The following is a 24320-nucleotide window of genomic DNA, read 5'->3' as shown; positions in this document are numbered from 1 at the left end:
CCCGCTCGCCGAGATCAGTCCGCCGGGCGGGGTTCGAGAACGAAGGTGTGCCGCAGCAGGGTGTACGGCTCGTCGGTCAGCTCGCTGCAGGGCCCGGCGTCGGCCGCGTAGGTGTCATAGCACTCGACCAGCGACTCCTTGACCCCGAACACCGGATCCGCGTCCAGGTACGGGTCGTCCGACGGGAAGAGCATGGTGGTCACGCGCTGGAATCCGGGAGCCTCGATCAGCAGGTGCACATGGGCGGGGCGCATCAGCGACCTGCCGGTCGCGCTCATGAGTTCGCCGACCGGACCGTCACCGGGGATCGGGTAGCTGGACGGGCGAATGGAGCGGAAGCCGAAGTGTCCGCTCTCGTCGGTCCGGAACAGCGCGCGCATGGCCGGGTCGACCTGACCGGGCACATCCACGTCGTAGTGGCCGTCCGCGTCACTGTGCCAGACGTCCACCGCGGCGCCCTCCACCGGCGCTCCCGTACGGTCCACGACCCGTCCCTCGAAGAACAGCGGGGTGCCGGGCAGACCGCCGGAGATGTCGGCGGCGTCGGCGTGCTGCGGCCGGTCCTCCCGGAAGAAGGGGCCCAGGACGCTGTTCTGGGTGGCTTCCGTGGGTCGCTGATTGCTCAGGGCGTCGACCAGCATGGTGATGCCCAGCACGTCGGACAGCAGGATGAACTCCTGGCGCGTGGACGTGCACTTCTGCCCGGTGCGCGTCAGGAAGTCGATTCCCCGGGCCCACTCCTCCTCCGTCAGGTCCACATCACGGACGAAGTCGTGGAGATGGCGCACCAGTGATTCCAGGATCTTGGCGACGCGGGGGTCCTTGGTGTCCCGCATGGTCGAGATCATGGCCTCGGTGATGGTGTCGCTCGTCAGATCACGCATGCGCGCTCCCGTGGTGGTTGAGTGTTCGCTGACGGAGTGGGTCGCAGGGCTGTTCGTCGCCGGGTGACGTTCATGGCGTCTCGCCGGCCCAGGCGCGGGTCAGGAAGGCGCGCACCGCGTCCCGTTCCACCGGTCGCGGATTCCAGTAGCCGTCCCGCACGATGAGGTCGGCCGCCTGCTCGATCCCCGATTCCGGCATGCCGAGGTCCCGCAGCGCCCTGGGGGCGCCGAGCCTTCCGGCGAAGTCGAAGAGGCCGCTGGCGGCGTCGTCCCACGCCGTGGCCCACGCGATGCGTGCCATGGCCTGGGGGGCCGCCGACCGGTTGTAGGCGACCACATGCGGCAGGACGACCGTGTGGGTTTCGGCGTGCGGAAGCCCGAAGGTGCCGCCCAGCACATGGCACACCTTGTGGTGCAGGGCCATGCCCACCGTGCCGAGGCAGGTGCCGGCCAGCCACGCCCCGTACAACGCGTCCGCCCGCGCCTCGGCGTCGTCCGGGCGCCACGCGACGACCGGAAGGGATCGCGTGAGGGAATCGAGCGCCTCACCGGCCATCAGGAAGGCGACCGGATCGCGGTCCTGTGCGTAGAGGGCCTCCACGGCGTGCGCCATCGCGTTGATGCCGCTGACCACCGATATCGCCGCGGGAAACGTGAGCGTCAGGTCGACGTCGTACACCACCGTCTTGACCAGCACTTCCGGCAGTCGGCGGGTGGTCTTCTTGCGGCCTTCGGTCTCTCCGAGGATCGGTGTCATCTCGGAACCGGCATAGGTCGTGGGCAGCGCCAGCTGCGGAAGACCGGTCCGTACGGCGATCGCCTTGCCGAGACCGATGGTGGACCCGCCACCGATGGCGAGCACGCAGTCGGCTTCCACGGATTCGGCGTACGCGACCGCCTTCTCGGTGACCTCGACAGGGGTGTGCGGTGCCGCTTCGGTGAACGTGCCGACCGCCGCGGCACCCAGCAGCTCGCGGATCTCCGATGCCTGGTCCACTTGGCCAGGGGTGCACAAAAGGAGCACCCGACCGCATCCGAGGGCCTCGACCTCCTCAGGGATACGGCTGCGCGTACCGCTGCCGAAAACCACCTTGGTGATTTGTCCTCGATGCACGAATGTCTTCATCAGAATTTCCTCGGTCCCGCCGCTCCTCGGTTTATGGATGAAGCCTCGGCACTGGGATCTCGCACGTCAATGGATTCGGTGGGCGATAACGGGGAGCAACGTGGAAATACCGCGTTCGCGCGACCGGTACCGACACCGTGACCGCGGCATCCTGACCGATATCACTCATCTGCGGGATGTCCGGGACCCGCCGCCCCGGCCGAATAGTTGAGATTGCCTTTCGGAAGCAGCGTCCGATGGATCCATATTGGCCGAGGGTGGAGTAGAAAAGATGGATAAAGTGGTCGCCACGGCCCTGGAGGCGGTGGCGGATGTGCCCGATGGTGCGTCGTTGGCGGTAGGCGGATTCGGTTTGAGCGGTGTCCCGAACGCGTTGATCCAGGCGCTGTTCGAGCGGCGCGTCGGCGGCCTGTCGGTCGTCTCGAACAACTGCGGGGCGATGGAGTCGGGTCTGGCGGTGCTGCTGGCGGCGGGCCGGATCGGGCGGGTGACGGGCTCGTACATCGGGGCGAACAAGGAGTTCGCACGGCAGTATCTGGCCGGAGAGCTGGAGGTGGAGATGATTCCGCAGGGCACCCTGGCCGAGCGGCTGCGGGCCGGCGGCGCGGGAATCCCCGCCTTCTACACCCCGGCCGGGGTCGGCACCCAGGTCGCGGAGGGCGGACTGCCCTGGCGGTATGACGGCTCGGGCGGGGTGGCGCTGGCCTCACCGGCCAAGGAGGTGCGGACCTTCGACGGGGTCGCGTATGTGCTGGAGCGCGGAATCCGTACCGACTTCGCGCTGGTACGGGCGGCGAAGGGAGACCGGCACGGCAACCTGGTCTTCAGCAAGTCCGCCCGCAACTTCAACCCGCTGGCCGCGATGGCGGGCAAGGTGACCATCGCGGAGGTGGAGGAGCTGGTGGAGCCGGGCGCGATCGACCCCGACGCGGTGCATCTGCCGGGGATATTCGTGCAGCGGGTGGTGGCCCTCACCGCGGAGCAGGCGGCGGACAAGAAGATCGAGCGGCGCACGGTGTCCGTGCCCGCGACACGAGGGTCGGTGGGCGGCTGATGGCCTGGAACCGCGAGGAGATGGCCGCCCGGGCCGCCGGTGAGCTGGCGGACGGCCAGTACGTCAATCTCGGCATCGGGCTGCCGACGCTGATCCCCAACCATCTGCCGGAGGGCGTGGAAGTGATCCTGGAGTCGGAGAACGGGATCCTGGGCACCGGCCCCTACCCCGGCGAGGAGCAGGTCGACCCCGACCTGATCAACGCGGGCAAGGAGACCGTGACGGTGCTGCCGGGCGCCTCCTTCTTCGACTCGGCGCTGTCGTTCTCGATGATCCGCGGCGGCCATATCGATGTGGCGGTGCTGGGTGCGATGCAGGTCTCCGCGCGGGGGGACCTGGCGAACTGGGCGATCCCCGGGAAGATGATCACGGGGATCGGCGGGGCGATGGACCTGGTGCACGGCGCCCGCACGGTCATCGTCGTGATGACACATACCGCCAAGGACGGCTCGCCGAAGATCCTCGCCGAGTGCGCGCTGCCGCTGACCGGGCAGCGCTGTGTGAACCGGATCATCACCGACCTCGGCGTCCTCGACATCACCGACGAGGGCCTGGTGCTGGTCGAGTGCGCCCCGGGCGTCGCCGTCGAGGACGTCATCGCCAGGACCGGCGCCGAACTGACCGCCACGGAGGGCCTGAAGTGAAGAACGTGTACATCGTCGACGCCGTGCGCACACCGACCGGGCGCTACAACGGCGGCCTGGCCTCGGTACGCCCCGACGACCTGGCGGCCCACACCATCCGCGAACTCCTGGTCCGTACCCCCCAGTTGGACCCCGCGCGCATCGCGGACGTCTACCTCGGCAACGCCAACGGCGCCGGCGAGGAGAACCGCAATGTCGGCCGCATGGCCGCGCTGCTGGCCGGTCTGCCCACCTCCGTACCGGGCGTGACGGTCAACCGGCTGTGTGCCTCCGGTCTGGAGGCGGTCATTCAGGCCGCCCGTGCCATCGCCGTCGGCGACGCGTCCATCGCGGTCGCCGGTGGCGTGGAGTCGATGACCCGGGCTCCGTATGTGCTGCCCAAGAACGACCGGCCGTTCCCGGCCGGCCACGCCGAACTGCACTCGACCACCCTGGGCTGGCGCATGGTCAATCCGGGGATGCCCCCGCAATGGACCATCCCGCTCGGGGAGTCGGCCGAACTCATCGCCGACAAGCACACGATCAGCCGCGCGCGGCAGGACGAGTTCGCCCTGGGCAGCCACCGCAAGGCCGCCCGCGCCCAGGCCCAGGGGCTGTTCGACGCCGAACTCACCCCCGTGCCGGTCCGGCAGCGCAAGGGCGACCCGCGGCTGTTCGCGGCCGACGAGTGCGTCCGCCCGGATGCCTCCCTGGAGGCGATGGCCAAGCTGAAGCCGTCCTTCCGCGGCGGGAGCGAAGCGAGAGGGGGGTCCCCCCGGCCGGAGGCTGGGGGAGGCACGGTGACCGCGGGCAACGCCTCACCGCTCAACGACGGGGCGGCCGCCCTGCTCCTGGCCGACGAGGAGGGCCTGAAGGCCACCGGCCGCGAACCGCTGGCCCGGGTCTCGGCCACCGGAGTGTCCGCGATCGACCCGGACCACTTCGGCCTCGCCCCCGTCGAAGCCGTCCACCGGGCCCTGGCCAAGGCCGGCCGGGCCTTCGCCGATCTCGATGTGCTGGAGCTGAACGAGGCCTTCGCCGCACAGGTCCTCGGGTGCGTGGCCGAATGGCCCGAGTTCGACCCGGCGATCCTCAATCCACAGGGCGGCGCCATCGCCCTCGGGCACCCACTCGGCGCCTCCGGTGCCCGCCTCGCGGGAACTGTCGCCCACCAACTGGCCCGCCGCGGCTCCGGCACCGGCATCGCAACCCTGTGCATCGGCGTGGGCCAGGGCCTCGCCCTGGTCCTCGAACGCTGACCCGGATCCGCCCGCCTCTCCGCCGCCCCCACCGCGCGTCCATGCCGCGCACGTCGCTGTCTTGACAGTGCGGCTGCGCGTCACCACGATGGAAACTATGGAAACGAATCGAGTTTCTCAAGTTTCCGAACGCGCTTCCCAGCGCGACGAGCGGCGTGCCGATGTGATCGTGGAGGCGGCCGGCAGGCTGTTCTTCGCGCCGGGCTTCGCGCGGGTGAGCATGGACGATCTCGCCCGTGAGCTCGGGATGAGCAAGAAGACGATCTACCGTCACTTCCCGGACAGGCGCAGCCTGGTGGCCGCGGTGCTGGATCGGCAGTTCGCGGCGGTGGAGCGCACGCTGGTGGCCGCCGAGGACTCACCGGGGCAGCCGTTCGAGGTGCGGGTACAGCGGTTCGTGATCGCGGCGGGCACGGAGCTCGCCCGGATCGGAGCGGCCCAGCTCGCGACCGGGCGGGGCGACGCGATGCTGCGCCAGTACGTGGAGCAGCGGGTGGACGCGGTGATCTACCGGCGGCTCGACGAGCTGTTCCGGGACGGGCACCGGCGGGGACTGCTGGCGACGCCGCCCGAGCTGCTGAGTGAGATCACCCGCGGCGCGCTGGAACGGCTGCTCACCTCGCGATTGCCGCATGAACTCGACTGGACCGCGGGCGATCTGCTGCGGGCGACCGTCGACACCGTCCTGCATGGGGCGATCCGCTCAGCAGCCCCTGGCACCGGCGAGGAACGACCCCGGGTGGTGCCCCGACGGACCGCGACGAGAAGGAGGGTTCATGACCGAGGCGACCGGCAGGGTGGCATTGGTGACCGGAGCCAGCAGCGGAATCGGAGCGGCCACCGCGCGTCTTCTGGCCGCGCGAGGGATGCGCGTGGTGGTCAACTACCTCCGCAGCGAAACGGCGGCCGAGGAGGTCGTGGCCGACATCGAGGCATCGGGCGGCCGGGCCATGGCCGTGCGGGCCGATGTGCGCGAGGTGGCCGCCATCGAGAGCATGGTCGAGCGGGTCCAGGCGGCATGGGGCGGCATTGACGTGCTCGTGCACAACGCGCTCATCCCGTATGCGGTGAAGTCGTTCCACGACATGACGTGGGAGGAACTGGGCGGCAAGCTCGACGCCGAGATGCGTGCGGCGTTCGCGGTCACCAAAGCCGTCCTGCCCGCCATGACCGATCAGGGCTGGGGACGCATCGTCTATCTCAGCACCGGCCTCAGCCGCAGGCCCCGGGAGGGCATGATCGCGCTGGGCACCTCCAAGGCCGCCCTGGAGCAGTTCGCCCGGTACCTCGCCCAGGAGTTGGGCCCGCAGGGCATCACGGTCAACATCGTCGCACCCGGTCCGGTGGAGGACACCCGCATGGCGGATGTGTTCGACGATGCGCACAAGCGGCGGCAGGTGGCCGCCACCCCGCTGGGCCGCCTGGCACATCCGGCCGACGTCGCTCAGGCGGTCGCCTTCTACACCGGCGAGGACAACGCCTTCATGACCGGCACCACGGCCGCGGTCAATGGCGGAATGTCCATGTACTGACCGCGCCCGCGGCACGCGCCGCCGCATGGCGGTGACACGATCAAGGAAAGGCGTTCATGCACACCATCGATCTCGCCTACGTCGGGCGGGGCCTGCACGAGGAACTGGCCGCCTACATCGCCGACCAGCAGGACTACTGCGCCGATGAGGGGGTCCATGTCGCGTTGCGCGACGGCTGCACCTGGGACGAAGGGCGGTTGCGCCGCGGCGCCACCATCGGGCTCGGCCGGGCGCTGCTGTCCCGCCTGACCGACGGCACGCCCTGGGTCGCGCTCAACGTCAACACCCACCGCCCGCTGTTCTGGTTCCTGGCCCGCCCCGGTCTGTCCTCCCTGGCCGACCTGGCCGGCAGGCGGCTGGCGGTACACGCCCCCCACACCGCGCCCGGGTGCTTCGCCCGGATCGTGCTGCGCCAGGCCGGCCTCGACCCCGACCGCGACCTCCAGACCGTCGTCCGCCCGCCCGGCGACTACGGTCTGGACCTGCGGGCGCTGCACGACGGCAGCATCGACGCCGCCTACGTCGGCAGCACCATGGCACCGGAGGCGGTAGCCGCCGAGCACGGCTGGCAGGTGCTGGCCTGGGTCGGCGACCACTTCCAGATCCCCACCGTCGGCGTGGCCGTCGACCCCACCCACACGTCACCGGACGACCCCGCGGTCCAGGCCGTCGTACGAGCCCACCGGCGCGCACTGAAGGTGATCCGCGAGGACCCCGACACCACGGTGCGGCACATGCGGACGTTCCTCGGCGGACAGACCGCGGAGGAAGCCCGAGCCCACTACGAGAGCTTCATCGCGCCGTATTTCACCACCGACGGCCAAGCCGACCTGTCCATCGGCGCCACCGCGATCACCGCGGTCGCCGCCGAACTCGGTGTCCCGGCCACCGTCACCGCGGCCGAGTTCTACCGCGCCGCGGCCACCACACCCTAGGAGCCGCGGCCGTCGGCCCTTCCGCGGCGAACGGATCTTCGGGGACACGCCGCACACCGCCATGGCCAGATGCCATGGCGGTGTGCGGCGGAGGATCGATTCCGCCGCGGAGATAAGGCGGACGCCCCGGCTCAGCCGAACTGGCCGACCTTGTAATCGCCGGCCGGCTGCTGGTTGATGATGTTGATGCGGTTGTAGCAGTTGATGATGGCGATAAGAGTGATCAGCGCGGCGAGCTGGTCCTCGTCGAAGTGCTTGGCGGCGTTCGCCCAGGCCTCGTCCGTGACCCCACCGGCCGCGTCCGCGACCCGGGTGCCCTGCTCGGCCAGCTCCAGTGCGGCACGCTCGGCCTCGGTGAAGAGCGTCGCCTCCCGCCAGGCGGCGACCAGGTTGAGCCGTATCGAGGTCTCGCCGGCGTGGGCCGCTTCCTTGGTGTGCATGTCGGTGCAGAAGCCACAGCCGTTGATCTGGCTGGCGCGGATCTCCACCAGGCTCTGAATGGTGTGCGGCAGCGTCGAGTCCGCCAGCACCTTGCTGACCGAGGCGAAGCCCTTCATCGCCTTGGCCGCGAGGCCATTGCCGTAGTAATGGATACGGGGATCCATGGGTCCTCCTAGCAGAATTGCCGTTACGCACTCATGACCGGGCAGCCCGGCGAGGTGTGACACCCATGGCCGTGTGAGGTGGGTCTCCGCGGCCGTGTCGTCGCCGTACCGTCCGGGCGACCGGAGGCGGTCGCGCAGCGGGAGCGCGAAGCGAGGAATGAGGCGATCTTGCTCGGGGTGAACACCCACATCACCTTGTGGATGCCGACCTTCGAGGCGGCTACCGTCAGGAACGTCGCGGGCTCGCCATCGCGGTAACACACCGCGCCCGTAAGGCCGTTGGCCTCGACCAACCTGGGCTCCGCGTCCCGCCAGAGCCGCGGATAGGTCGCCAGTTTGGCGATACGCGCAGGGCCCAGCACCGGGATACGCGCGCAGGCCCGCAGACCGTTGCCGTCGGACAGGCTGGTGGCATCGGGGGCGAGAAGGGCCTCCAGCGACGCCACGTCGCCGGTTCGAGCCGCGGAGACGAAGGCGTTCAGCAGGCGCCGGTGCTCCGCCGTGTCCACGCTCTCCCGCTGCTCGTCCGACAGATGCTTGCGGGCACGGCTGACGATCTTCCGCACGTAGACGGGGCTGATGTGCAGCATGTCGGCGATCTCGGGATAGCCGTAGTCGAACGCCTCACGCAGCACATACGCGGCGCGCTCGACGGGGCTCAGCTTCTCCAGCACCAGCAGCAGGGCCAGCTCCAGTGCCTCCGCGCGCTGCGCGCCCACCTCCGGATCCGCGCTGGTGTCGATGGGCTCGGGCAGCCACGGCCCGATGTAGGTCTCCCGGCGCACACGCGCCGATTGCGCCACGTTGATGGCCAACCGGGTCGTGGTGCTCGAGAGGAAGGCCACCGGGCTCACCACCGCGGAGCGGTCCGTCTTCTGCCAGCGCAGCCACACCTCCTGGACCACGTCCTCGGCCTCGACCACGCTGCCGAGCACGCGGTAGGCGATGCCGAACAGCCGCCCCCGGTGCCGCACGAAGACAGAGACGGCCTCTTCAAGGTCCCCTGCCGGGGGACGCGGTTCGAGATCCATGATCCTGCGGTCATACCTCTGAGTAGTAAGGCGTGTGCGTTCCCACCTGGCCACACTGGATCGGGACGGTCCTGCATCGCATCGCATAAACGAGTGATTCGAGCCGGGTTGCCGCTTCGCGCACACCGCCATCACCCAGCGCGGCAGGCCGTCGCTTTCCGTACCGCCCGCCCCGTACAGCCGGCCGATGTGGCCCGCTACGAAGCCAGCGTGATGGTGGTCGCCGTTCCCTGCCGCGCCATCTTCGCGTAGGGGCTCAATGCACCGGCCCGCTCCAGGAGCGGGGCGCCGACGGCGGGATCGATGCCCGGCCACATGACGGAGAGGTCGACGCGCAATACGTAGCCACCGTCTTCCGGGTCCCGCCCAAAGGCCACGGACGCCGCCACGGAGATCGCGGCGGGGTCGAGCGCGGCCTGTCGTGCCACCAGGCTCAGCGCCCCGTGAAAACAGGCGGCGAGGCCGGCGGCGAACAACTGCTCGGGATTCGTCCCCTGACCGTCTCCTCCCAGCTCCGCGGGCATGCGCAGAGGGAGATCCAGGACTCCGTCGGCCGACCGGGCTCTCCCCGAAGCCCGCCCATGACGCGCCATCCCACCGCTCACCGTCACGGTCGTCGTGTAGATCGGGGCGAAGGACTCTCCGTCGAAGTCATGGTCGGTGGACAGCTGGGGCAACCGGATCTGCTCGGTCATTGCGTCACTCCGTCGACGTTGCGGCATACGGCCGGGCGCGAACACCTGGTTGACCGGCGAGCCACGCGTGTTGTGACAGTCCCTGGTCAAGCGCCACCCGTCACGGGACCGGCGGGAGCGAAAGGTGTCACATATCCTGGGACGGTCTGGTCGTAGTGAGTGTCAACCCCTCGACGATCGGAGCAGACCGTGGCTATCACCGAACGACGTCTTTCCACCATGGTGCTGGTGATCGGCACCGGAGGGGCCGGGCTGCGGGCGGCGATCGAACTGGCCGAGGCCGGTGTCGACGTCCTCGCGGTCGGCAAGCGCCCCAAGGAGGACGCCCATACCGCCCTCGCCGCCGGAGGGATCAACGCGGCCCTCGGCACCATGGATCCCCAGGACAGCTGGCAGCAGCACGCCGCCGACACGCTCAAAGAGAGCTATCTGCTGGCCGATCCCCGCACGGTCCAGATCGTCACCCAGGGCGCCGCCCGGGGAATCGACGACCTGGAACGCTACGGCGTGGACTTCGCCAGGGAAGAGGACGGACGGATCTCCCAGCGCTTCTTCGGCGCGCACAAATTCCGGCGCACCGCCTTCGCCGGCGACTACACCGGCCTGGAGATCCAGCGCACTCTCATCAGACGCGCGGAGCAGCTCGACATCCCCGTGCTCGACGGCGTCTACATCACCCGGCTCCTGGTCCATGACGGGGCCGTTTTCGGCGCGTACGGCTTCGACCTCACGCATGGAACGCGCTATCTGATCCATGCCGACGCCGTCATTCTGGCGGCGGGTGGCCATACCCGTATCTGGCGGCGCACCTCCTCACGGCGCGACGAGAACACGGGCGACTCCTTCCGCCTGGCCGTGGAGGCCGGAGCCCGGCTGCGCGACCCGGAGCTGGTGCAGTTCCATCCCTCCGGGATCATCGAGCCGGAGAACGCGGCCGGCACCCTCGTCAGCGAGGCCGCACGGGGTGAGGGCGGCACGCTGCGCAACGCGCTCGGGGAACGGTTCATGACCCGCTACGACCCGGCGCGCATGGAGCTGTCCACCCGCGATCGCGTGGCCCTGGCCTCCTACACGGAGATCAAGGAAGGGCGCGGGACTCCCAACGGCGGAGTGTGGCTCGACGTCTCCCATCTGCCACGGCACACGATCATGACGAGGCTCCCCCGCGTCTATCAGACCCTGCTGGACCTCCAGATGCTGGACATCACCCGCGATCCGATCGAGATCGCGCCCACGGCGCACTACTCGATGGGCGGGGTGTGGGTGCGTCCCGAGGACCACAGCACCGAGGTCCGCGGTCTGTACGCCATCGGTGAGGCGTCCAGCGGGCTGCACGGCGCCAACCGCCTCGGCGGGAACAGCCTCATCGAACTGCTGGTCTTCGGCCGTATCACGGGCCAGGCGGCCGCCGCCTACTCGGCGTCCCTGACCGCGCAGCCACGGTCCGCCTCGGCCATCGCGGCGGCCCGCGCGGAGATCGACGATCTTCTCGCGGCCGACGGACGGGAGAATGTCCGCGCCCTGCAGCGCGCCATCCGCAACACCATGACCGAGCATGCGGGAGTCGTACGCGACGAGGAAGGGCTGCGCGCCGGGCTGGTGGAGCTCGCGCTGATCGAGAAGAGGATGCAGGACGTCGGCGTGCACCCGGACATCGCCGGCTTCCAGGACCTCGCGCACGCCTTCGATCTCAAGTCCGCCGCCCTGTCGGCCCGGGCCACCCTCGAAGCGGCGCTGGAGCGGCGCGAGACCCGCGGCTGCCACAACCGCGGCGACTACCCCGACCTCGACCCCGCTCTGCGGGTCAACCTCGTGTGGTCCCCCACGACCGGTATCACCCACGAGAGCATCCCGGCCGCACCGGACGAGATCTCCGCGCTGATGGAGGAGGTCTCATCCGAGGGAAAGCTCGTCGAATGACCTCGTACAACACCGCGAATACCACTGCGAACAACGCTGCGAAACACAGACCGGGGGCGCCGCTTCGGCGCCCGCGAGGAGCTCATCGCAGGAGCGCCCCGCGCCATGAAACCGAGAGAGGAATCCGTTATGAAGATCGTAGTGATCGGTGGAACGGGGCTCATCGGCTCGAAGCTGGTCGGCAAGCTCAACGCACACGGGCACGAGGCGGTCGCGGCGGCCCCCAACACCGGGGTCAACACGCTGACCGGCGAGGGTCTGGCCGAGGTTCTGGAGGGCGCGTCGGTCGTGGTCGACGTGTCCAACTCCCCCTCGTTCGAGGACGAGGCCGTGATGGACTTCTTCCGCACCTCCACCACCAACCTCCTGGAGGCGGAGGCCCAGGCCGGTGTGGCGCACCATGTGGTGCTGTCCGTGGTCGGCACCGACCGGCTCCAGGACAGTGGCTACTTCCGGGCCAAGCAGGTCCAGGAGGACCTGATCAAGGCGTCCGGGATCCCGTACTCCATCGTCCATGCCACCCAGTTCTTCGAGTTCATGAACAGGCTGACGGACGCGGCGACCGAGGGCGACACCGTTCATCTGGCCCACGTCAAGATCCGGCCCATCTACTCCGACGACTTGGCCACGGCCGTGGACCGCGCCGCGCTCGGTACCCCGACCAACGACGTGGTGGAGGTCGCGGGCCCCGATGAGTTCGAGCTCGACCAGCTCATCCGCGACATGCTCGCCGCCAAGAACGACCCCCGCCAGGTTGTCGCGGACCCGGGCGCGAAGTACTTCGATGTCGAGCTGCAGGAGACCTCGCTGCTGCCGGGTCCAGACGCGGAGATCACCGAGACCAAGTTCAACGATTGGCTGGTGCAGCAGCGCTAGCCCGCGGGCGGCCGCACGGCGCCCGTCGGCGGAAGGGACCGGTCGTCCCCCGCCACGGGCGCCTTCTCCTGCCCGGCGGAAGAGTGGCAAAAAGGTGCCGCGCTACCGGTCCAGGTGTCACACGTCGCAGTGCCATCTGGTCACGCAGGTAGGACAGCGAATCGTCTCACCCGTACCCGTACCTCGACGGCAGGCCGCGCCACCGGCGCGATCGCCCGAGTCGGAATGGAGATGACACAGCATGCGGCACCATACGGACTCTGATCGCGGCGGGCGTGTTGCTGCGGAGGTCGACCGTCTTTCCTGCGGCTCCGGCCTCGGACTTCATGGCAAGTGGCTGGTGGGCCTGCAGTTCCACACCGCCGACTTCCAGCGGTTCTGGCTGTACTACGTGGTGGACGGGGCCTGCGATTCGTCTCACGCGGTGTGCCGGGCCCTGCGGTGTGCCGAACGTGACCCGGACCGGGTGGCCCGGAGCGGGGTCCAGGCCGAAGCCGATCAGATCCAGGTCCAGCAGATCCTTCGGGACGCTCTCGGCTCCTTCAGCCTGACCCGTTCCTTCTGACCCGTTCCTTCTGACCCGTTAGGGAGGTTGCCGTATGGAGCACGCTGACGCGGTGCCGATCGCGGAGCTGCTCGACGAACGCCGGTATCTGCTGGACGTCGCCTACTGGATGCTGGGCGGCCCCCGTGAGGCGGAGAACGTCGTCGATGAGACCTACCGCCGGTGGTACGGGCTGTCCGACGCGGAGCGCCGGCAGATCACCGCGGCCCGGTCCTGGCTCGCGAAGACCGCGGGGGGCATCTGTCTGAACCGGCTCACCCACCCCGACCGGGGTATGACCGGCCGGACGGAGGATCACCGCACGGAGACCGGAGACACCGAGGGGGCACCGGCGAGGCTGGTGGCGGAGGTCAGCCAGGTTCTGCTGAACGCGCTGGACTCACTGCCGCCACCCGAACGGGCGGTGTTCGTGCTCCATGACGCCTTCGGCATGGCCCCCGATACGGTCGCCGACATCGTGGGGCGCACCGGGCCAAAGTGCGCCGAACTCGCCGACCGGGCCCGCCACTGCCTCCGGATGCGGCGCTCACACCCCACGACGCCGGAAGAGCACGATGCCCTCGCCCGCGCCGTCCGCCGGGCCTGTGCGAGCGAGGACGCCGACCTGCTCGCGTCGCTGCTGTGTCCGGACGCCACGGCGTTCTTCGACGGCGGTGGCAAGGTCCGGACGCTGATCAGGCCCGCACACGGCAGCCGACGGGTCGCCCACAGCCTGCTGACCCTCCTGGCCCACCGCCCGCGCACCACGCTGACCACCCACTCCGTCAACGGGCGCACCGGCCTCGTCGCCCGCTACGGCCGCCAGGTCGCCGCCGTCATCAGTCTCGATGTCACCGACCACCGCGTCGCACAGGTCTGGGTCGTCCTCAACCCCGAGAAACTGCGCTCCTGGAATCGGCCCCCTCGCCCCCTGTCCTGATCACCTGTGAACGCCGACGTCGCGACGTCGGCGCAGGACACCGGCTGGATCTGGGCGGGTGCCAGCCAGATGATCCAGTCTTCCGTGGCGGCATCGGCGATATCACCGACGGACTCGAAGAGCTGGGTCGTGCGGGTGATCGAATACGGCATGGGAGACCGCCTGATCAGCTCTTCCTGGGCGTGCGGGGCCCGGAAGTACCCTTCCTCCCGCAACCGCTCCACACCCACCACGGACAGGGAGACGTGGTGCCTCACACCGACGGCGGCCTCCACGGCGAGGAGGTTGGCCACCCCGCGGCACAGCCTCTCCGCGGCAGCGCTCACCGTGGGGCTCTTCACATCACATGGACCGGGTAGTTCGCCCGTCTGTGCCAGGTGCCGCTGAAGGCAGGGCGGTCCGCCGACGGCTCGCGGGCGGCGGGGCCAGGAGGACGGCTCACCCGCGCTCGTCCACGGGCGCCAAAAAAAGTTCGGCCGGCGATGTCGAGAACCCGCGACCTGCTCCGTCCCGGAGGTGAACGCGACCACAATGGGTCGCATCAGCACCGAGGAGAAACACGATGGCCAAGTACTTGCTGCTCAAGCACTACCGTGGCGCTCCGGCCGCGGTCAACGACGTGCCCATGGACCAGTGGGCGCCGGAAGAGGTCTCCGCGCACCTGCAGTACATGAACGACTTCGCGGCGCGGCTGGAGGGGACCGGCGAGTTCGTCGGCGGCCAGGCACTCGCCCCCGAGGGGACATGGGTGCGGTACGACGGTGAGGGGCGCCCGCCGGTCACCGACGGCCCGTTCGCCGAGACCAAGGACCTCATCGCGGGCTGGATGGTGATCGACGTCGACAGCTACGAGCGCGCCGTCGAGCTGGCCGGGGAGCTGTCGGCCGCCCCGGGGGCGGGTGGCAAGCCGATCCACGAGTGGCTCGAGCTGCGCCCGTTCCTGGCCGAGTCGCCCAACACCACCGAGTGCCCTCATCGATGAACGAGGCCCTGATCCGGAGCCTCACGCCGAGCGTGCTCGCCGTCCTCGTCCGCCGCGGAGCCGACTTCGCGGCGGCCGAGGACGCCGTACAGGACGCACTGGTCGAGGCGGTCCGCGGCTGGCCGGCCGACCCTTCCCCAAGCTCTCGGCTGCGCTCGGGCAGGGGAGACCCCATTCGGGATGCGAAGGGCTGGCTGGTCACCGTGGCCTGGCGCAAGTTCCTCGACGCCACCCGCTCGGATGCCGCCCGCCGCCGGCGTGAGGACCGTGTCGACGAGGAGCCGGCGCCCGGGCCCGCGCCCGCGGTGGACGACACGCTCCAGCTCTACTTCCTGTGCGCCCACCCGTCGCTGACGCCGTCGTCCGCGGTCGCGCTCACCCTGCGCGCCGTGGGCGGGCTGACCACCCGCCAGATCGCCGAGGCCTACCTGGTGCCCGAGGCGACCATGGCGCAGCGCATCAGCCGGGCCAAGCGCACCGTCTCCGATGTGCGATTCGACCAGCCCGGCGACGTCGCCACCGTGCTGCGCGTCCTCTACCTGGTCTTCAACGAGGGCTACTCCGGCGACGTCGACCTCTCCGCCGAGGCCATCCGGCTCACCCGGCAGCTCGCCGCCCAGATCGACCATCCCGAAGTGGCGGGGTTGCTGGCCCTCATGCTGCTCCACCACGCCCGGCGCGCCACCCGCACCGCGCGGGACGGCAGTCTGGTGCCGCTCGCCGAGCAGGACCGCGGCCGGTGGGACACCGCGTCGATCGCCGAGGGGGTGGTGATCCTGCAGGCGGCCCTCGCCCGCGACCGGCTGGGCGAGTTCCAGGCCCAGGCCGCCATCGCGGCACTCCACGCCGACGCGCCCACCGTCGAGGAGACCGACTGGGTGCAGATCCTGGAGTGGTACGACGAGCTCGTGCGCCTGACCGACAGCCCGGTCGTCCGGCTCAATCGCGCGGTGGCCGTCGGCGAGGCCGACGGCCCGCGGGCCGGCCTGGCGGCGCTCGCGGAGCTGAACGACGCGTCCCCGACCTCTTCGGGCAAGGGACACCCCGTGCCCCGCCGCACCGCGGTGGCGGCGTACCTCCACGAACGCGACGGCGACCTGGCGACGGCGGCACGGCTGTACGCCGAGGCGGCCCACCAGGCACCCAACCTCGCCGAGCGCGACTATCTGACCCGCCAGGCCGCCCGGCTCAACACCCGACGGCGTGGCTGACGCGTCGCGCCGGGCGGCCCGGCTCCGTGCGGGCTCGGCCGAGTGCGCGCGGTGCCGCGATGAGTTCCGGGCGGGACGCGAGTCTGTTCTGGTGACCGTCGTAGGACGCCGTACGACGCTGCCCGGTACGAGACACCTCGGAGGACACCATGACGACCGCACCGGACGACCCGACCACCGCGCTGCCCGGCCGCCCGCCCATCGTCGACCTGGCCACCTGGCAGGCCGCCCGTGACGAGCTGCTGGTCCGCGAGAAGGCCCACACCCGCGAGGGCGACGCCATCGCCGCGGCCCGCCGCCGGCTGCCGATGGTGGAGTTCGACGGGACGGTCGAGGTCGTCGGACCGGACGGCCCGATCCCGTTCCTGGACCTGTTCCAGGGCCGCGACGAGCTCGTGGTCTACAAGCACATGTGGTACGACGGCGCGCCGCACCAGGGACAGTGCGAGGGCTGCACCACCACGGCCTGGCACCTGAAGGACGCCGTGTACCTCAACGCCCGCGGCGTCTCGTTCGCCATCGTGACCACGGGCCGGTGGGACGAGGTGGCCTCCTTCGTCGACTTCATGGGCTACACCCAGCCCTGGTACTCGGTGCGCGACGTGGAGGCGCCGGTCGGCGGGGACATGGGGTACCTCACCTGCTTCCTGCGCGACGGCGACCGCGTGTTCCTCACCTACTCCACGACCGCCCGTGGCAATGAGTCGGCCAACGGGTCCCTCGGCCTGCTCGACATGACGCCCTACGGGCGCCGCGAGGCGTGGGAGGACGACCCCGAGGGCTGGCCCGAGGCCCCGCAGGCCGGTGCGCCGGTCGGCGGGCACGGCGCGCCGATCTGCTGGTACTGGCGCACGGACGCGGACGGGAACGCCACCTGGGGCCCGACCGGCCGCCCCGTGCCGCAGTGGACCCGCCCCGGCGCGACCCCCGTGGAGACCCTCGGCCGGCAGGGCCATCACTGCTGACACGCCTTCGCCGACGGCATCGGCACGGGCGTGAGACGCCCGCGCGCTCGGCCGGTGGGCGGCCCCTGGTGGGAGACGGGCCGCCCGGGCTTGCCACTCCCCCAGGGCCCGACCCGGTCTACCGCTTGTACGGATCCCCGTCGGGGAGCCATGCGTCCGGCGCGTGGATGCCGAAGTCGCCGACGCCTTCCGTCAGGGCGTCCACGGTACTCAGTACGGCCGGGCGGAGTTCGTCCCGGCGCCAGACGAGAGACCAGGTCCAGTAGAGCTTCGGCCCGGCCACGGGGCGTGCGGCCAGATCGGGCGGCAGCGAAGTGGTCTGGCCCTTGGGCGAGTTGAGGATCGGCCGCGCGCTCCGCCGCACATGGTCGAAGAACACGGGACCGGTGATGCCGCCGTCCGTGATGCGCTCCACCGGGACGCCGGTCTCTTCGGCCAGTCGCCTCGCGTAGTCATTCCAGGACAGCCATGTGGTGGTGTCGTCGTCCAGCAGAGCGACGGTGTCCTGGGCGCGGACCTCGCCGGTGTCCTGCCCGGCCGAGACGGCGTAGAGCCGCTCCGCGCCGATCAGTCTGGCGCTGAGTCCGAGCTTCTCCAGGTCGTCGTTGCGGATCCAGCACACCGCGAGGTCGAGGCCGCCGTCCGCGACACGGGCGGCCTGGGCGTGGGAGGGTGCGACCCATGCGTCGATGTGCAGGCGCGCCACGGACGAGGCACGGGCGGTCACGTCCGCGGGCAGCCAGTTGACGTAGCCGAGCCGGACCGGTGCCGAGCCCGCGATCCTGGCGGCGCGGTTGCGGAGGTCGTCAGCGCGCTCGAGCAGGGCCCGGGTGTGCGGGAGCAGGGCCGCACCGGCCGGAGTGAGGGCCACCGAACGACGGTCGCGGTCGAAGAGGCGGACGCCGAGATCCCGTTCCAGCGACTTGATCTGCTGGGAGAGGGAGGGGCCGGCGATCAGGAGCCGCTCCGCGGCCCGGCCGAAGTTCAGCTCCTCGGCTACAGCGACGAAATACCGCAACTGGCGCAGTTCCACGCCCGCAATGCTACCCGCGGCCGGGGCCCCGGCCCCTCCCGCCCTCGCCCCCCGTGGACTCCCGCTCAGTGGCCCCGACGCGCGAGCGGGGCGGTCTCGTATCGGAGGCGTCCGTGTGACCGGCTTCCTCCCATCTGGTAGGCGCTGCCTCCCACCGCAGGTCACAGCGGTGCCGGGGCAGGCGGGGGGTCCTCGCCCTTCTTCGCCTTTTGTCGACCGGTCGTCTATGTTCAGGGAGAGCCGGTCATGAACACCGGTCCGGACAACCCCCACTGGAGACAGTCACCATGAGCACTCCTGACCAGAAGGTCGCCATCATCACCGGCGCCTCCCAGGGCATCGGCGCGGGCCTGGTCGAGGCCTACCGGAAGCTCGGCTACGCCGTCGTCGCGACCTCGCGCGGGATCGCTCCCTCATCGGATCCGCAGGTCCTCACCGTCCAGGGCGACATCGCCGACCCCGCCACCGCGGAGCGGGTGGCCGGCGCCGCGACAGAGCGCTTCGGCCGCATCGACACGCTGGTCAACAACGCCGGCATCTTCGTCGCCAAGCCGTTCACGGAGTACACGCAGCAGGACTACGACACGGTCACCGGCGTCAACCTGAGCGGGTTCTTCCGCATCACCCAGCTCGCGGTCGAGCAGATGCTCCGTCAGGGCGGCGGGCACGTCGTCCAGATCACCACCAGCCTGGTCGACCACGCCCACTCCGCCGTCGCCTCCGTACTGGCCTCCCTGACCAAGGGCGGACTCCAGTCGGCGACCAAGGCCCTGGCCATCGAATACGCGACCCGCGGGGTGCGCAGCAACGCCGTGTCGCTGGGCATCATCAAGACGCCGATGCACCCGGCGGAGTACCACGACACCCTCGCCGCCCTCCACCCGGTCGGCCGGATGGGAGAGATCAGCGACATCGTCGACGCCGTCACCTACCTGGAGCACGCCCCCTTCGTCACCGGCGAGATCCTCCATGTCGACGGCGGCCAGAGCGCCGGCCACTGACGCACCCACCGCCCGGGCGCCGCACCCGCCGCCCGGGCACCCCCTCTCGGACCGTGATCCTCAGGCGTCGGCTCCCCGGCAGGTGGGCGACGCCTCACCCCCCTGTTGGAGCTGACACCATGAGTACTGATGCGCTGGACGACCCCCTGCACGAGGTGCTGAGCCGCTGGCAGGCCGCTTTCGACGGCCACCAGACGGACGTGATGGCCGACCTGTTCACACCCGACGCCCTCTTCCAGGGGTTCGGGCCCGGGACAATCTCCGGCCGGGACGCGGTGCGCGGCTACTACGCGGCCGTTCCGGACTACCGCAGGGCCCATCTGGGGAACGTCCAGGGCTACCGGATCGGCGAACACGTGGCCGGTGGCTTCGCCGACGTCACCTTCCGGGATCCGACGGGCTGGGAGGCCGCGGTGCATCTGTCGCTGGTCCTGCAGCGCGAGGATGGCGGTTGGCGGATCCGTCAGTACCACGTCTCCCGGATCGTCGCTGATCACTGAGGCGGCGGTGCCCGTAAGAGGCTGGGCCTACCAGCAGGGAGGAAGCCGATCCTGGCATTCGCCCTGGTGGCGGGCGCAGCCTGGGGCCATGCAGCAGCACATCACCGACTCCCGAGGCGGACGTCACTCACCCTGGGGCCATGTCGTACAGGCCGCCGCCGCGCTGGGAGCGGGCATGGGTGTGGGCCGTTTCGTCTACACCCCTATTCTTCCCCTGATGCACGCTCAGGCCGGGCTGTCCGCCGCGACGGGGGCGAATCTCGCCACCGCCAACTACGTCGGCTATCTGATCGGCGCGCTCGCCGGAACCTTCCTGCCCCGGCTGGTGCGTTCCCCGGCCGTGCTGCGGGGTTGCCTGGTGGTGCTGGCGGTGTCCCTGGCCGCGATGCCCTTGACCCACTCCCCGGTGTATGGCTGGTGCTCCGGCTGTGTGCGGGCGTGGCCAGTGCGCTGATCTTCGTCATCGCCGCCAGCTCCCTGCTCAGCCATCTGCGCGACCATCCCGCGCACTTGCCCGGGTGGGCCTTCGGCGGAGTCGGGGCCGGTATCGCCCTGTCCGGGCTGCTCGTCCTCGCCCTGCGCACCATCGCCGACTGGCAGGCCGCGTGGTGGGCCTCCGCCGCGCTGACCGCGCTGCTCGCCGTTCCGGCATGGTTCCTGCGGCCGGAACCCGCGCCCCCGCCGGCGTCCGCCACGCCCGGAGCGAAGCGGCGGGCGACCGCGGGCACCCATCGGTGGTTCACCGCGCTTCTCGCGTCCTACACGCTGGAGGGCATCGGCTACATCATCGCGGGCACCTTCCTGGTGGCCGCGATCGAGCAGAGTTCGCCCGGCTGGATCGGCAGTGGTGCCTGGGTGCTGGTCGGCCTGGCGGCCATCCCGTCCTCCGCGCTGTGGGCGGGGCTGGGCCGGCGCTGGTCCCGCCCGGGCCTCCTGCTGGCCGCCCTGGCCGTCCAGGCCGTCGGCATCGCCCTGCCCGCGCTGATCGGTGGCGTCGCCGCCGCGCTGCTCTCCGCGGTGCTCTTCGGCGCCACGTTCATCGGCGTCAGCACGCTCGCGCTCGCGACCGGTGCGCATCTGCGCTTCCCGCGCGCGGTCGCCCTGCTGACGGCCGGATACTCGGTGGGCCAGATCCTCGGCCCGCTGGTCGCCACCCCGCTGCTGCGCCACGGGTACCACCAGGCCCTGATCCTCGCGGCCGTCGTCGTCCTCGCGGCCGCCGGCGCGGCAGCCCTGCTCCGGATCGGTTTCCCCCACCACATGCCCACGCCCGGCCACCCGGTCGCGCGCTCGGAACCCGCACCGGGCGGGCAGCCCACGGCCGTCGACACCGCGCGGGCGCAGGCGGACTGACCTCCGCAGAAGGCCCGCCGTCGTGGACGGCACGCCCGTCATCCGGATCCAAGCACCCCGGCCCGCCGGACCAAGCCGTCTCGATGTCCGTACCCCGTGCTGTCCACGTTCGTATGACGGATACGACGTTCTCCGAATTGCTCGGCACCGTCGATGAGTTCGCCGGAAGACTGGACCCGCATGAGCAGGTGGCTCGCCTGCGGCGGCCTTGCGGATGCCCCGCACCGCCTCCGGGGTCGAGAGCACGGGCTCATCGCTCAGCTCCTCGTCCTCCTGAAGGCCGTCTCTCGGAAGAGGGATCGGCGGGTGCACAGTGGAAGACATGGGGCTTTGTCGGCGGCTGACGGATCTGATGAGGCCATGGCAACCGGGACACGCCTTGGTGGCGATCCCCGTCGGGCTGATTCTGGTGATCACCTGTGTGGACCTGCTGACCCCGACCCAGGTCCACCTCGGCCCCCTGCTGGTGGTCGCCCCGGCCCTCACCCCGTCGTTCGCCGGGCCCCGGGTCACCGCGCTGATCGGCGCGCTGGCGGTGGCCGCCCAAGTGGTCATCGCGGCGCTGCGCGGTGGCTTCACCGTCAATCACCAGGTGCAGATCGCGGCCGTCGCGGTGATCTCGCTGCTCATCGTGGCCTACGCCCAGGAACAGCGGCGGCGCCACCGTGAGCTGGCCCGGGTGCGGTCGGTGTCCGAGGCCACACAGCGGGTCGTCCTGCGGCCGTTGCCGCACCGGCTCGGCCCGCTGCGGGTCGCCTCGCTGTACATGGCGGCCGAGGACGAGGCGCAGATCGGCGGGGACCTGTACGCGGCGACCCGGGTCAAGAACTCCACCCGGATGATCATCGGGGATGTCCGGGGCAAGGGGCTGACCTCCATCAGCGACGCGTCGGTGCTGATGGGCGCCTTCCGGGAGGCCGCCCATTTCAGCCCCGGCCTGCTGGAGCTCGCCGATGTGCTGGAGCGCAGCGTCTGCCGGCATCTGGCCGAGCACACCACCATCGCGCACGGCGAGGGCGGCGGTGCCGCCGAGCCGCCGGCCGCGGAGGCGGAGCTCAGTGAGCACTTCATCACCGCCCTGCTGGTCGACATCCCGGACGAGGACACCGTGGCGTACATGGCCAACTGCGGGCATCCGCCACCCCTGCTGCTGCACGAGCGGGGCGAGGTGACCACCCTGTCGGCGGCCCAGCCCGCCCCGCCGCTGGGCAGCATGTGCGGACTCCCGCACGGCTCGAGCACCGCCGGCCCGCCCGACACCTTCGCCTTCGAGGACGGCGACACGCTGCTGCTCTACACGGACGGGGTGATCGAGGCCCGCGCCCCCGACGGGTCCTTCTATCCGCTGGCCCAACGGGTCGGGCAGTGGAGGTGCTCCGGTCCCGAAGGGCTGCTGCACCACCTCCGCCGCGATCTGCTGGACCATGTCGGCGGGCGGCTGGGGGACGACGCCGCCATGGTGGTCATCCAGCGCTCGCCCGCCCTCCACCCGGTCCAGCAGCTGAAGAAGATGGTGCCGGTCAACGGCGCTCACCGTTGATCCGCGGCGTTCCGGCCCATCGTGCGGACCCGGCGGAACGGCGCCCGGCCGGCGGACCGCCCGGCTAGCGGACCCGGTCGACGCGGCGCTCGTCCCAGACCGGCTCCGCCGTCTCGCGGACGACACCGTCCGAACCGAAGACCAGGAAACGGTCGAAGGACCGCGCGAACCAGCGGTCATGGGTGACCGCCAGCACCGTCCCGTCATAGGCGCCGAGCCCGTCCTGCAGCGCTTCGGCCGACTCCAGGTCCAGGTTGTCCGTGGGCTCGTCCAGCAGCAGCGCGGTCGTCCCGGCCAGTTCGAGCAGCAGGATCTGGAACCGGGCCTGCTGACCGCCCGAGAGCCGGTCGAAGGTCTGGTCGCCCTGGCGGTCGAGCTCATAGCGCCGTAGCGCGCTCATCGCGCGGCCCCGGTCCCGGGCGTGCTCGGTCCACAGGATGTCGACCAGCGTGCGCCCGAAGAGCTCCGGATGGGCGTGGGTCTGGGCGAAGTGACCGGGCACGACCCGCGCGCCCAGCTTCCACTCCCCCGGTGGTCGACGCTCTGGCCCGCCAGGAGCCGCAGGAAGTGGGACTTGCCCGAGCCGTTGGACCCCAGGACGGCCACCCGCTCACCGTAGAAGACCTCCAGGTCGAACGGGCGCATCAGCCCCTCCAGCTCCAGCGCCCGGCAGGTCAGCGCCCGCACCCCGGTGCGCCCGCCCGCGAGCCGCATGGTGATGTCCTGTTTGCGCGGGGGCTCCGGTGGCGGCCCGGCCTCCTCGAACTTCCGCAGCCGGGTCTTGGCGGCCTGGTAGCGGGAGGCCATCTCGTCGCTGCGGGCGGCGTACCGCTGCATGTCCAGCACCAGCCGTTTGAGCTGGGCACGTTTCTCGTCCCAGCGCCGCCGGAGCTCCTCGAAGCGCTCGAACCGCTCCTCGCGGGCGTCGTGGTAGGTGGCGAAACCGGCGCCGTGCACCCACACATCGCTGCCCGCCGGGCTCGGCTCGACGCTGACGATCCGGTCGGCCGCGCGGGCCAGCAGTTCCCGGTCGTGGCTGATGAACAGCACCGTCTTACGGGTCTCGCGCAGCCGCTCCTCCAGCCACTGCTTGCCCGGCACATCGAGGTAGTTGTCCGGCTCGTCCAGCAGCAGCACATCGTCGGGCCCGCGCAGCAGCGCCTCCAGCACCAGCCGCTTCTGCTCGCCGCCGCTGAGGGTACGCACCTGGCGCCACTGGGCCCGTTCGTACGGCACTCCGAGCGCCGCCGTGGTGCACATGTCCCATACCGTCTCGGCCTCGTAGCCACGCGCCTCGGCCCAGTCGCTCAGGCTCTGGGCGTAGCCCATCTGGGCGGCCTCGTCGTCCCGCTCCATGATCGCCAGCTCGGCCTCGTCGACCGCGCGGGCGGCCTCGCGGACCCGGGGCTGGGCCACCGACACCAGCAGGTCGCGCACCGTCCGCTCATCGCGCACGGAGCCGATGAACTGCGGCATCACCCCGAGCGAGCCGCTGACCGTGACCGTGCCGCCGTGCGGCTCCACCTCGCCGGAGACCAGCCGCAACAGCGTGGTCTTGCCCGCCCCGTTGGGCCCAACCAGGGCGGCCACCGTGCCCTCCGCGACGCGGAAGGACACATCGCCCAGCAGCAGCCGTCCGTCGGGCAGGAAAAAGGCGAGGTGCGCGGCCTCCAGATGTCCCATGGTCCGGCATTCTCACGGCCCGGCCGCC

Annotated in this window: 22 protein-coding genes and 3 pseudogenes; 17 read left to right on the top strand and 8 right to left on the bottom strand. The window is 70.7% G+C overall.

Going from position 1 to position 24320, the window contains the following annotated elements:
* Positions 1-14 precede the first annotated feature (14 nt).
* A complete protein-coding gene (locus BLV72_RS41660) occupies positions 15-884 on the bottom strand; it encodes a dioxygenase family protein (RefSeq protein ID WP_093468986.1) in 870 nt (289 codons plus the stop codon).
* Between the two features lie 70 nt (positions 885-954).
* Positions 955-2010 (bottom strand): maleylacetate reductase, encoded by a 1056-nt coding sequence (locus BLV72_RS41655; RefSeq protein WP_093468984.1) that lies wholly within the window; start codon positions 2008-2010, stop codon positions 955-957.
* Positions 2011-2281: 271 nt separating this feature from the next.
* Here BLV72_RS41655 and BLV72_RS41650 point away from each other — a divergent pair, with 271 nt between their 5' ends.
* From BLV72_RS41650 to BLV72_RS52275, 4 genes and pseudogenes are all read left to right on the top strand, one after another.
* Positions 2282-3064: a CoA transferase subunit A gene (locus tag BLV72_RS41650; protein WP_093468982.1), complete on the top strand. Its 783-nt coding sequence runs from the start codon at positions 2282-2284 to the stop codon at positions 3062-3064.
* Positions 3064-3708 (top strand): CoA transferase subunit B, encoded by a 645-nt coding sequence (locus BLV72_RS41645; RefSeq protein WP_093468981.1) that lies wholly within the window; start codon positions 3064-3066, stop codon positions 3706-3708. The genes BLV72_RS41650 and BLV72_RS41645 overlap by 1 nt, the downstream gene beginning before the upstream one ends.
* A complete protein-coding gene (locus BLV72_RS41640; protein ID WP_093468979.1) occupies positions 3705-4946 on the top strand; it encodes a thiolase family protein in 1242 nt (413 codons plus the stop codon). The genes BLV72_RS41645 and BLV72_RS41640 overlap by 4 nt, the downstream gene beginning before the upstream one ends.
* An 88-nt stretch (positions 4947-5034) precedes the next feature.
* A pseudogene (locus BLV72_RS52275) lies at positions 5035-5241 on the top strand (helix-turn-helix domain-containing protein); the annotation flags it as partial.
* 63 nt (positions 5242-5304) lie between these two features.
* Here the strand turns inward: BLV72_RS52275 and BLV72_RS49030 are convergent.
* Entirely contained in the window at positions 5305-5580 is a 276-nt protein-coding gene (locus tag BLV72_RS49030; RefSeq protein WP_208906124.1) for a hypothetical protein, read from the bottom strand.
* Positions 5581-5722: 142 nt separating this feature from the next.
* On the opposite strand from BLV72_RS49030, the gene BLV72_RS41630 reads away from it, so the two are divergent.
* Together BLV72_RS41630 and BLV72_RS41625 are read left to right on the top strand one after the other, a co-directional pair.
* Positions 5723-6478, top strand: a complete 756-nt coding sequence (locus BLV72_RS41630; protein ID WP_093468978.1) for an SDR family NAD(P)-dependent oxidoreductase — start codon at positions 5723-5725, stop codon at positions 6476-6478.
* A gap of 56 nt (positions 6479-6534) precedes the next feature.
* On the top strand, positions 6535-7413 hold the full coding sequence (locus BLV72_RS41625; RefSeq protein WP_093468976.1) for an ABC transporter substrate-binding protein: 879 nt from the start codon (positions 6535-6537) through the stop codon (positions 7411-7413).
* A 131-nt stretch (positions 7414-7544) separates the two neighbouring features.
* On the opposite strand, the gene BLV72_RS41620 is transcribed toward BLV72_RS41625, so the two are convergent.
* From BLV72_RS41620 to BLV72_RS41610, 3 genes are all read right to left on the bottom strand, one after another.
* Positions 7545-8018, bottom strand: coding sequence for a carboxymuconolactone decarboxylase family protein (locus tag BLV72_RS41620; RefSeq protein ID WP_093468975.1), 474 nt, complete (start codon positions 8016-8018; stop codon positions 7545-7547).
* Between the two features lie 23 nt (positions 8019-8041).
* Complete coding sequence (locus BLV72_RS41615) at positions 8042-9049, bottom strand: sigma-70 family RNA polymerase sigma factor (RefSeq protein WP_093468973.1); 1008 nt, start codon at positions 9047-9049, stop codon at positions 8042-8044.
* A 197-nt stretch (positions 9050-9246) separates the two neighbouring features.
* Positions 9247-9744, bottom strand: coding sequence for an Ohr family peroxiredoxin (locus tag BLV72_RS41610; RefSeq protein WP_093468972.1), 498 nt, complete (start codon positions 9742-9744; stop codon positions 9247-9249).
* Between the two features lie 219 nt (positions 9745-9963).
* On the opposite strand from BLV72_RS41610, the gene BLV72_RS41605 reads away from it, so the two are divergent.
* The 7 genes from BLV72_RS41605 to BLV72_RS41575 all read left to right on the top strand — a co-directional run bounded on the left by BLV72_RS41605 (position 9964) and on the right by BLV72_RS41575 (position 17182).
* The gene (locus tag BLV72_RS41605) at positions 9964-11664 is read left to right on the top strand and encodes an L-aspartate oxidase (RefSeq protein WP_167746667.1); all 1701 of its coding nucleotides are present in this window, start codon (positions 9964-9966) and stop codon (positions 11662-11664) included.
* A 129-nt stretch (positions 11665-11793) separates the two neighbouring features.
* Positions 11794-12540, top strand: a complete 747-nt coding sequence (locus tag BLV72_RS41600; protein WP_093468969.1) for an SDR family oxidoreductase — start codon at positions 11794-11796, stop codon at positions 12538-12540.
* Positions 12541-12781: 241 nt separating this feature from the next.
* Positions 12782-13105: a hypothetical protein gene (locus BLV72_RS41595; protein ID WP_093468967.1), complete on the top strand. Its 324-nt coding sequence runs from the start codon at positions 12782-12784 to the stop codon at positions 13103-13105.
* A gap of 34 nt (positions 13106-13139) precedes the next feature.
* The gene (locus BLV72_RS41590; RefSeq protein WP_093468966.1) at positions 13140-14024 is read left to right on the top strand and encodes a sigma-70 family RNA polymerase sigma factor family protein; all 885 of its coding nucleotides are present in this window, start codon (positions 13140-13142) and stop codon (positions 14022-14024) included.
* A gap of 562 nt (positions 14025-14586) precedes the next feature.
* The gene (locus BLV72_RS41585; protein ID WP_093468964.1) at positions 14587-15006 is read left to right on the top strand and encodes a YciI family protein; all 420 of its coding nucleotides are present in this window, start codon (positions 14587-14589) and stop codon (positions 15004-15006) included.
* On the top strand, positions 15003-16217 hold the full coding sequence (locus BLV72_RS41580) for an RNA polymerase sigma factor (RefSeq protein WP_093468962.1): 1215 nt from the start codon (positions 15003-15005) through the stop codon (positions 16215-16217). The genes BLV72_RS41585 and BLV72_RS41580 overlap by 4 nt, the downstream gene beginning before the upstream one ends.
* A 149-nt stretch (positions 16218-16366) precedes the next feature.
* Positions 16367-17182, top strand: a complete 816-nt coding sequence (locus tag BLV72_RS41575) for a DUF899 domain-containing protein (RefSeq protein WP_093468961.1) — start codon at positions 16367-16369, stop codon at positions 17180-17182.
* Between the two features lie 118 nt (positions 17183-17300).
* Here the strand turns inward: BLV72_RS41575 and BLV72_RS41570 are convergent, their stop codons facing one another.
* Positions 17301-18224 carry a LysR family transcriptional regulator gene (locus BLV72_RS41570; RefSeq protein WP_093470839.1) on the bottom strand — a complete coding sequence of 308 codons (924 nt, stop codon included), beginning with the start codon at positions 18222-18224 and terminating at the stop codon, positions 17301-17303.
* Between the two features lie 278 nt (positions 18225-18502).
* On the opposite strand from BLV72_RS41570, the gene BLV72_RS41565 reads away from it, so the two are divergent.
* The 4 genes and pseudogenes from BLV72_RS41565 (at position 18503) to BLV72_RS41550 (ending at position 22609) form a co-directional block, all read left to right on the top strand.
* Complete coding sequence (locus tag BLV72_RS41565; RefSeq protein WP_093468959.1) at positions 18503-19216, top strand: SDR family NAD(P)-dependent oxidoreductase; 714 nt, start codon at positions 18503-18505, stop codon at positions 19214-19216.
* A gap of 119 nt (positions 19217-19335) precedes the next feature.
* On the top strand, positions 19336-19716 hold the full coding sequence (locus BLV72_RS41560; protein WP_093468958.1) for a nuclear transport factor 2 family protein: 381 nt from the start codon (positions 19336-19338) through the stop codon (positions 19714-19716).
* 175 nt (positions 19717-19891) lie between these two features.
* Positions 19892-21069, top strand: a pseudogene (locus tag BLV72_RS41555) (YbfB/YjiJ family MFS transporter).
* 382 nt (positions 21070-21451) lie between these two features.
* The gene (locus BLV72_RS41550; protein WP_244321265.1) at positions 21452-22609 is read left to right on the top strand and encodes a PP2C family protein-serine/threonine phosphatase; all 1158 of its coding nucleotides are present in this window, start codon (positions 21452-21454) and stop codon (positions 22607-22609) included.
* 64 nt (positions 22610-22673) lie between these two features.
* On the opposite strand, the pseudogene BLV72_RS41545 reads toward BLV72_RS41550, so the two are convergent.
* Positions 22674-24292, bottom strand: a pseudogene (locus BLV72_RS41545) (ATP-binding cassette domain-containing protein).
* Positions 24293-24320: the final 28 nt, after the last annotated feature.

This window comes from Streptomyces melanosporofaciens (assembly GCF_900105695.1).
Lineage (GTDB): Bacteria > Actinomycetota > Actinomycetes > Streptomycetales > Streptomycetaceae > Streptomyces > Streptomyces antimycoticus.
This window is presented reverse-complemented; position numbering and strand designations above follow the sequence as displayed.

Bases quoted from the DNA above. Each gene is read 5' to 3' on its own strand.
- BLV72_RS41660 (WP_093468986.1), bottom strand. From the start codon at position 884: ATGCGTGATCTGACGAGCGACACCATCACCGAGGCCATGATCTCGACC.
- BLV72_RS41655 (WP_093468984.1), bottom strand. From the start codon at position 2,010: ATGAAGACATTCGTGCATCGAGGACAAATCACCAAGGTGGTTTTCGGC.
- BLV72_RS41650 (WP_093468982.1), top strand. From the start codon at position 2,282: ATGGATAAAGTGGTCGCCACGGCCCTGGAGGCGGTGGCGGATGTGCCC.
- BLV72_RS41645 (WP_093468981.1), top strand. From the start codon at position 3,064: ATGGCCTGGAACCGCGAGGAGATGGCCGCCCGGGCCGCCGGTGAGCTG.
- BLV72_RS49030 (WP_208906124.1), bottom strand. From the start codon at position 5,580: ATGCGGCAATCGCGAGGTGAGCAGCCGTTCCAGCGCGCCGCGGGTGAT.
- BLV72_RS41630 (WP_093468978.1), top strand. From the start codon at position 5,723: ATGACCGAGGCGACCGGCAGGGTGGCATTGGTGACCGGAGCCAGCAGC.
- BLV72_RS41625 (WP_093468976.1), top strand. From the start codon at position 6,535: ATGCACACCATCGATCTCGCCTACGTCGGGCGGGGCCTGCACGAGGAA.
- BLV72_RS41620 (WP_093468975.1), bottom strand. From the start codon at position 8,018: ATGGATCCCCGTATCCATTACTACGGCAATGGCCTCGCGGCCAAGGCG.
- BLV72_RS41615 (WP_093468973.1), bottom strand. From the start codon at position 9,049: ATGGATCTCGAACCGCGTCCCCCGGCAGGGGACCTTGAAGAGGCCGTC.
- BLV72_RS41610 (WP_093468972.1), bottom strand. From the start codon at position 9,744: ATGACCGAGCAGATCCGGTTGCCCCAGCTGTCCACCGACCATGACTTC.
- BLV72_RS41605 (WP_167746667.1), top strand. From the start codon at position 9,964: ATGGTGCTGGTGATCGGCACCGGAGGGGCCGGGCTGCGGGCGGCGATC.
- BLV72_RS41600 (WP_093468969.1), top strand. From the start codon at position 11,794: ATGAAGATCGTAGTGATCGGTGGAACGGGGCTCATCGGCTCGAAGCTG.
- BLV72_RS41595 (WP_093468967.1), top strand. From the start codon at position 12,782: ATGCGGCACCATACGGACTCTGATCGCGGCGGGCGTGTTGCTGCGGAG.
- BLV72_RS41590 (WP_093468966.1), top strand. From the start codon at position 13,140: ATGGAGCACGCTGACGCGGTGCCGATCGCGGAGCTGCTCGACGAACGC.
- BLV72_RS41585 (WP_093468964.1), top strand. From the start codon at position 14,587: ATGGCCAAGTACTTGCTGCTCAAGCACTACCGTGGCGCTCCGGCCGCG.
- BLV72_RS41580 (WP_093468962.1), top strand. From the start codon at position 15,003: ATGAACGAGGCCCTGATCCGGAGCCTCACGCCGAGCGTGCTCGCCGTC.
- BLV72_RS41575 (WP_093468961.1), top strand. From the start codon at position 16,367: ATGACGACCGCACCGGACGACCCGACCACCGCGCTGCCCGGCCGCCCG.
- BLV72_RS41565 (WP_093468959.1), top strand. From the start codon at position 18,503: ATGAGCACTCCTGACCAGAAGGTCGCCATCATCACCGGCGCCTCCCAG.
- BLV72_RS41560 (WP_093468958.1), top strand. From the start codon at position 19,336: ATGAGTACTGATGCGCTGGACGACCCCCTGCACGAGGTGCTGAGCCGC.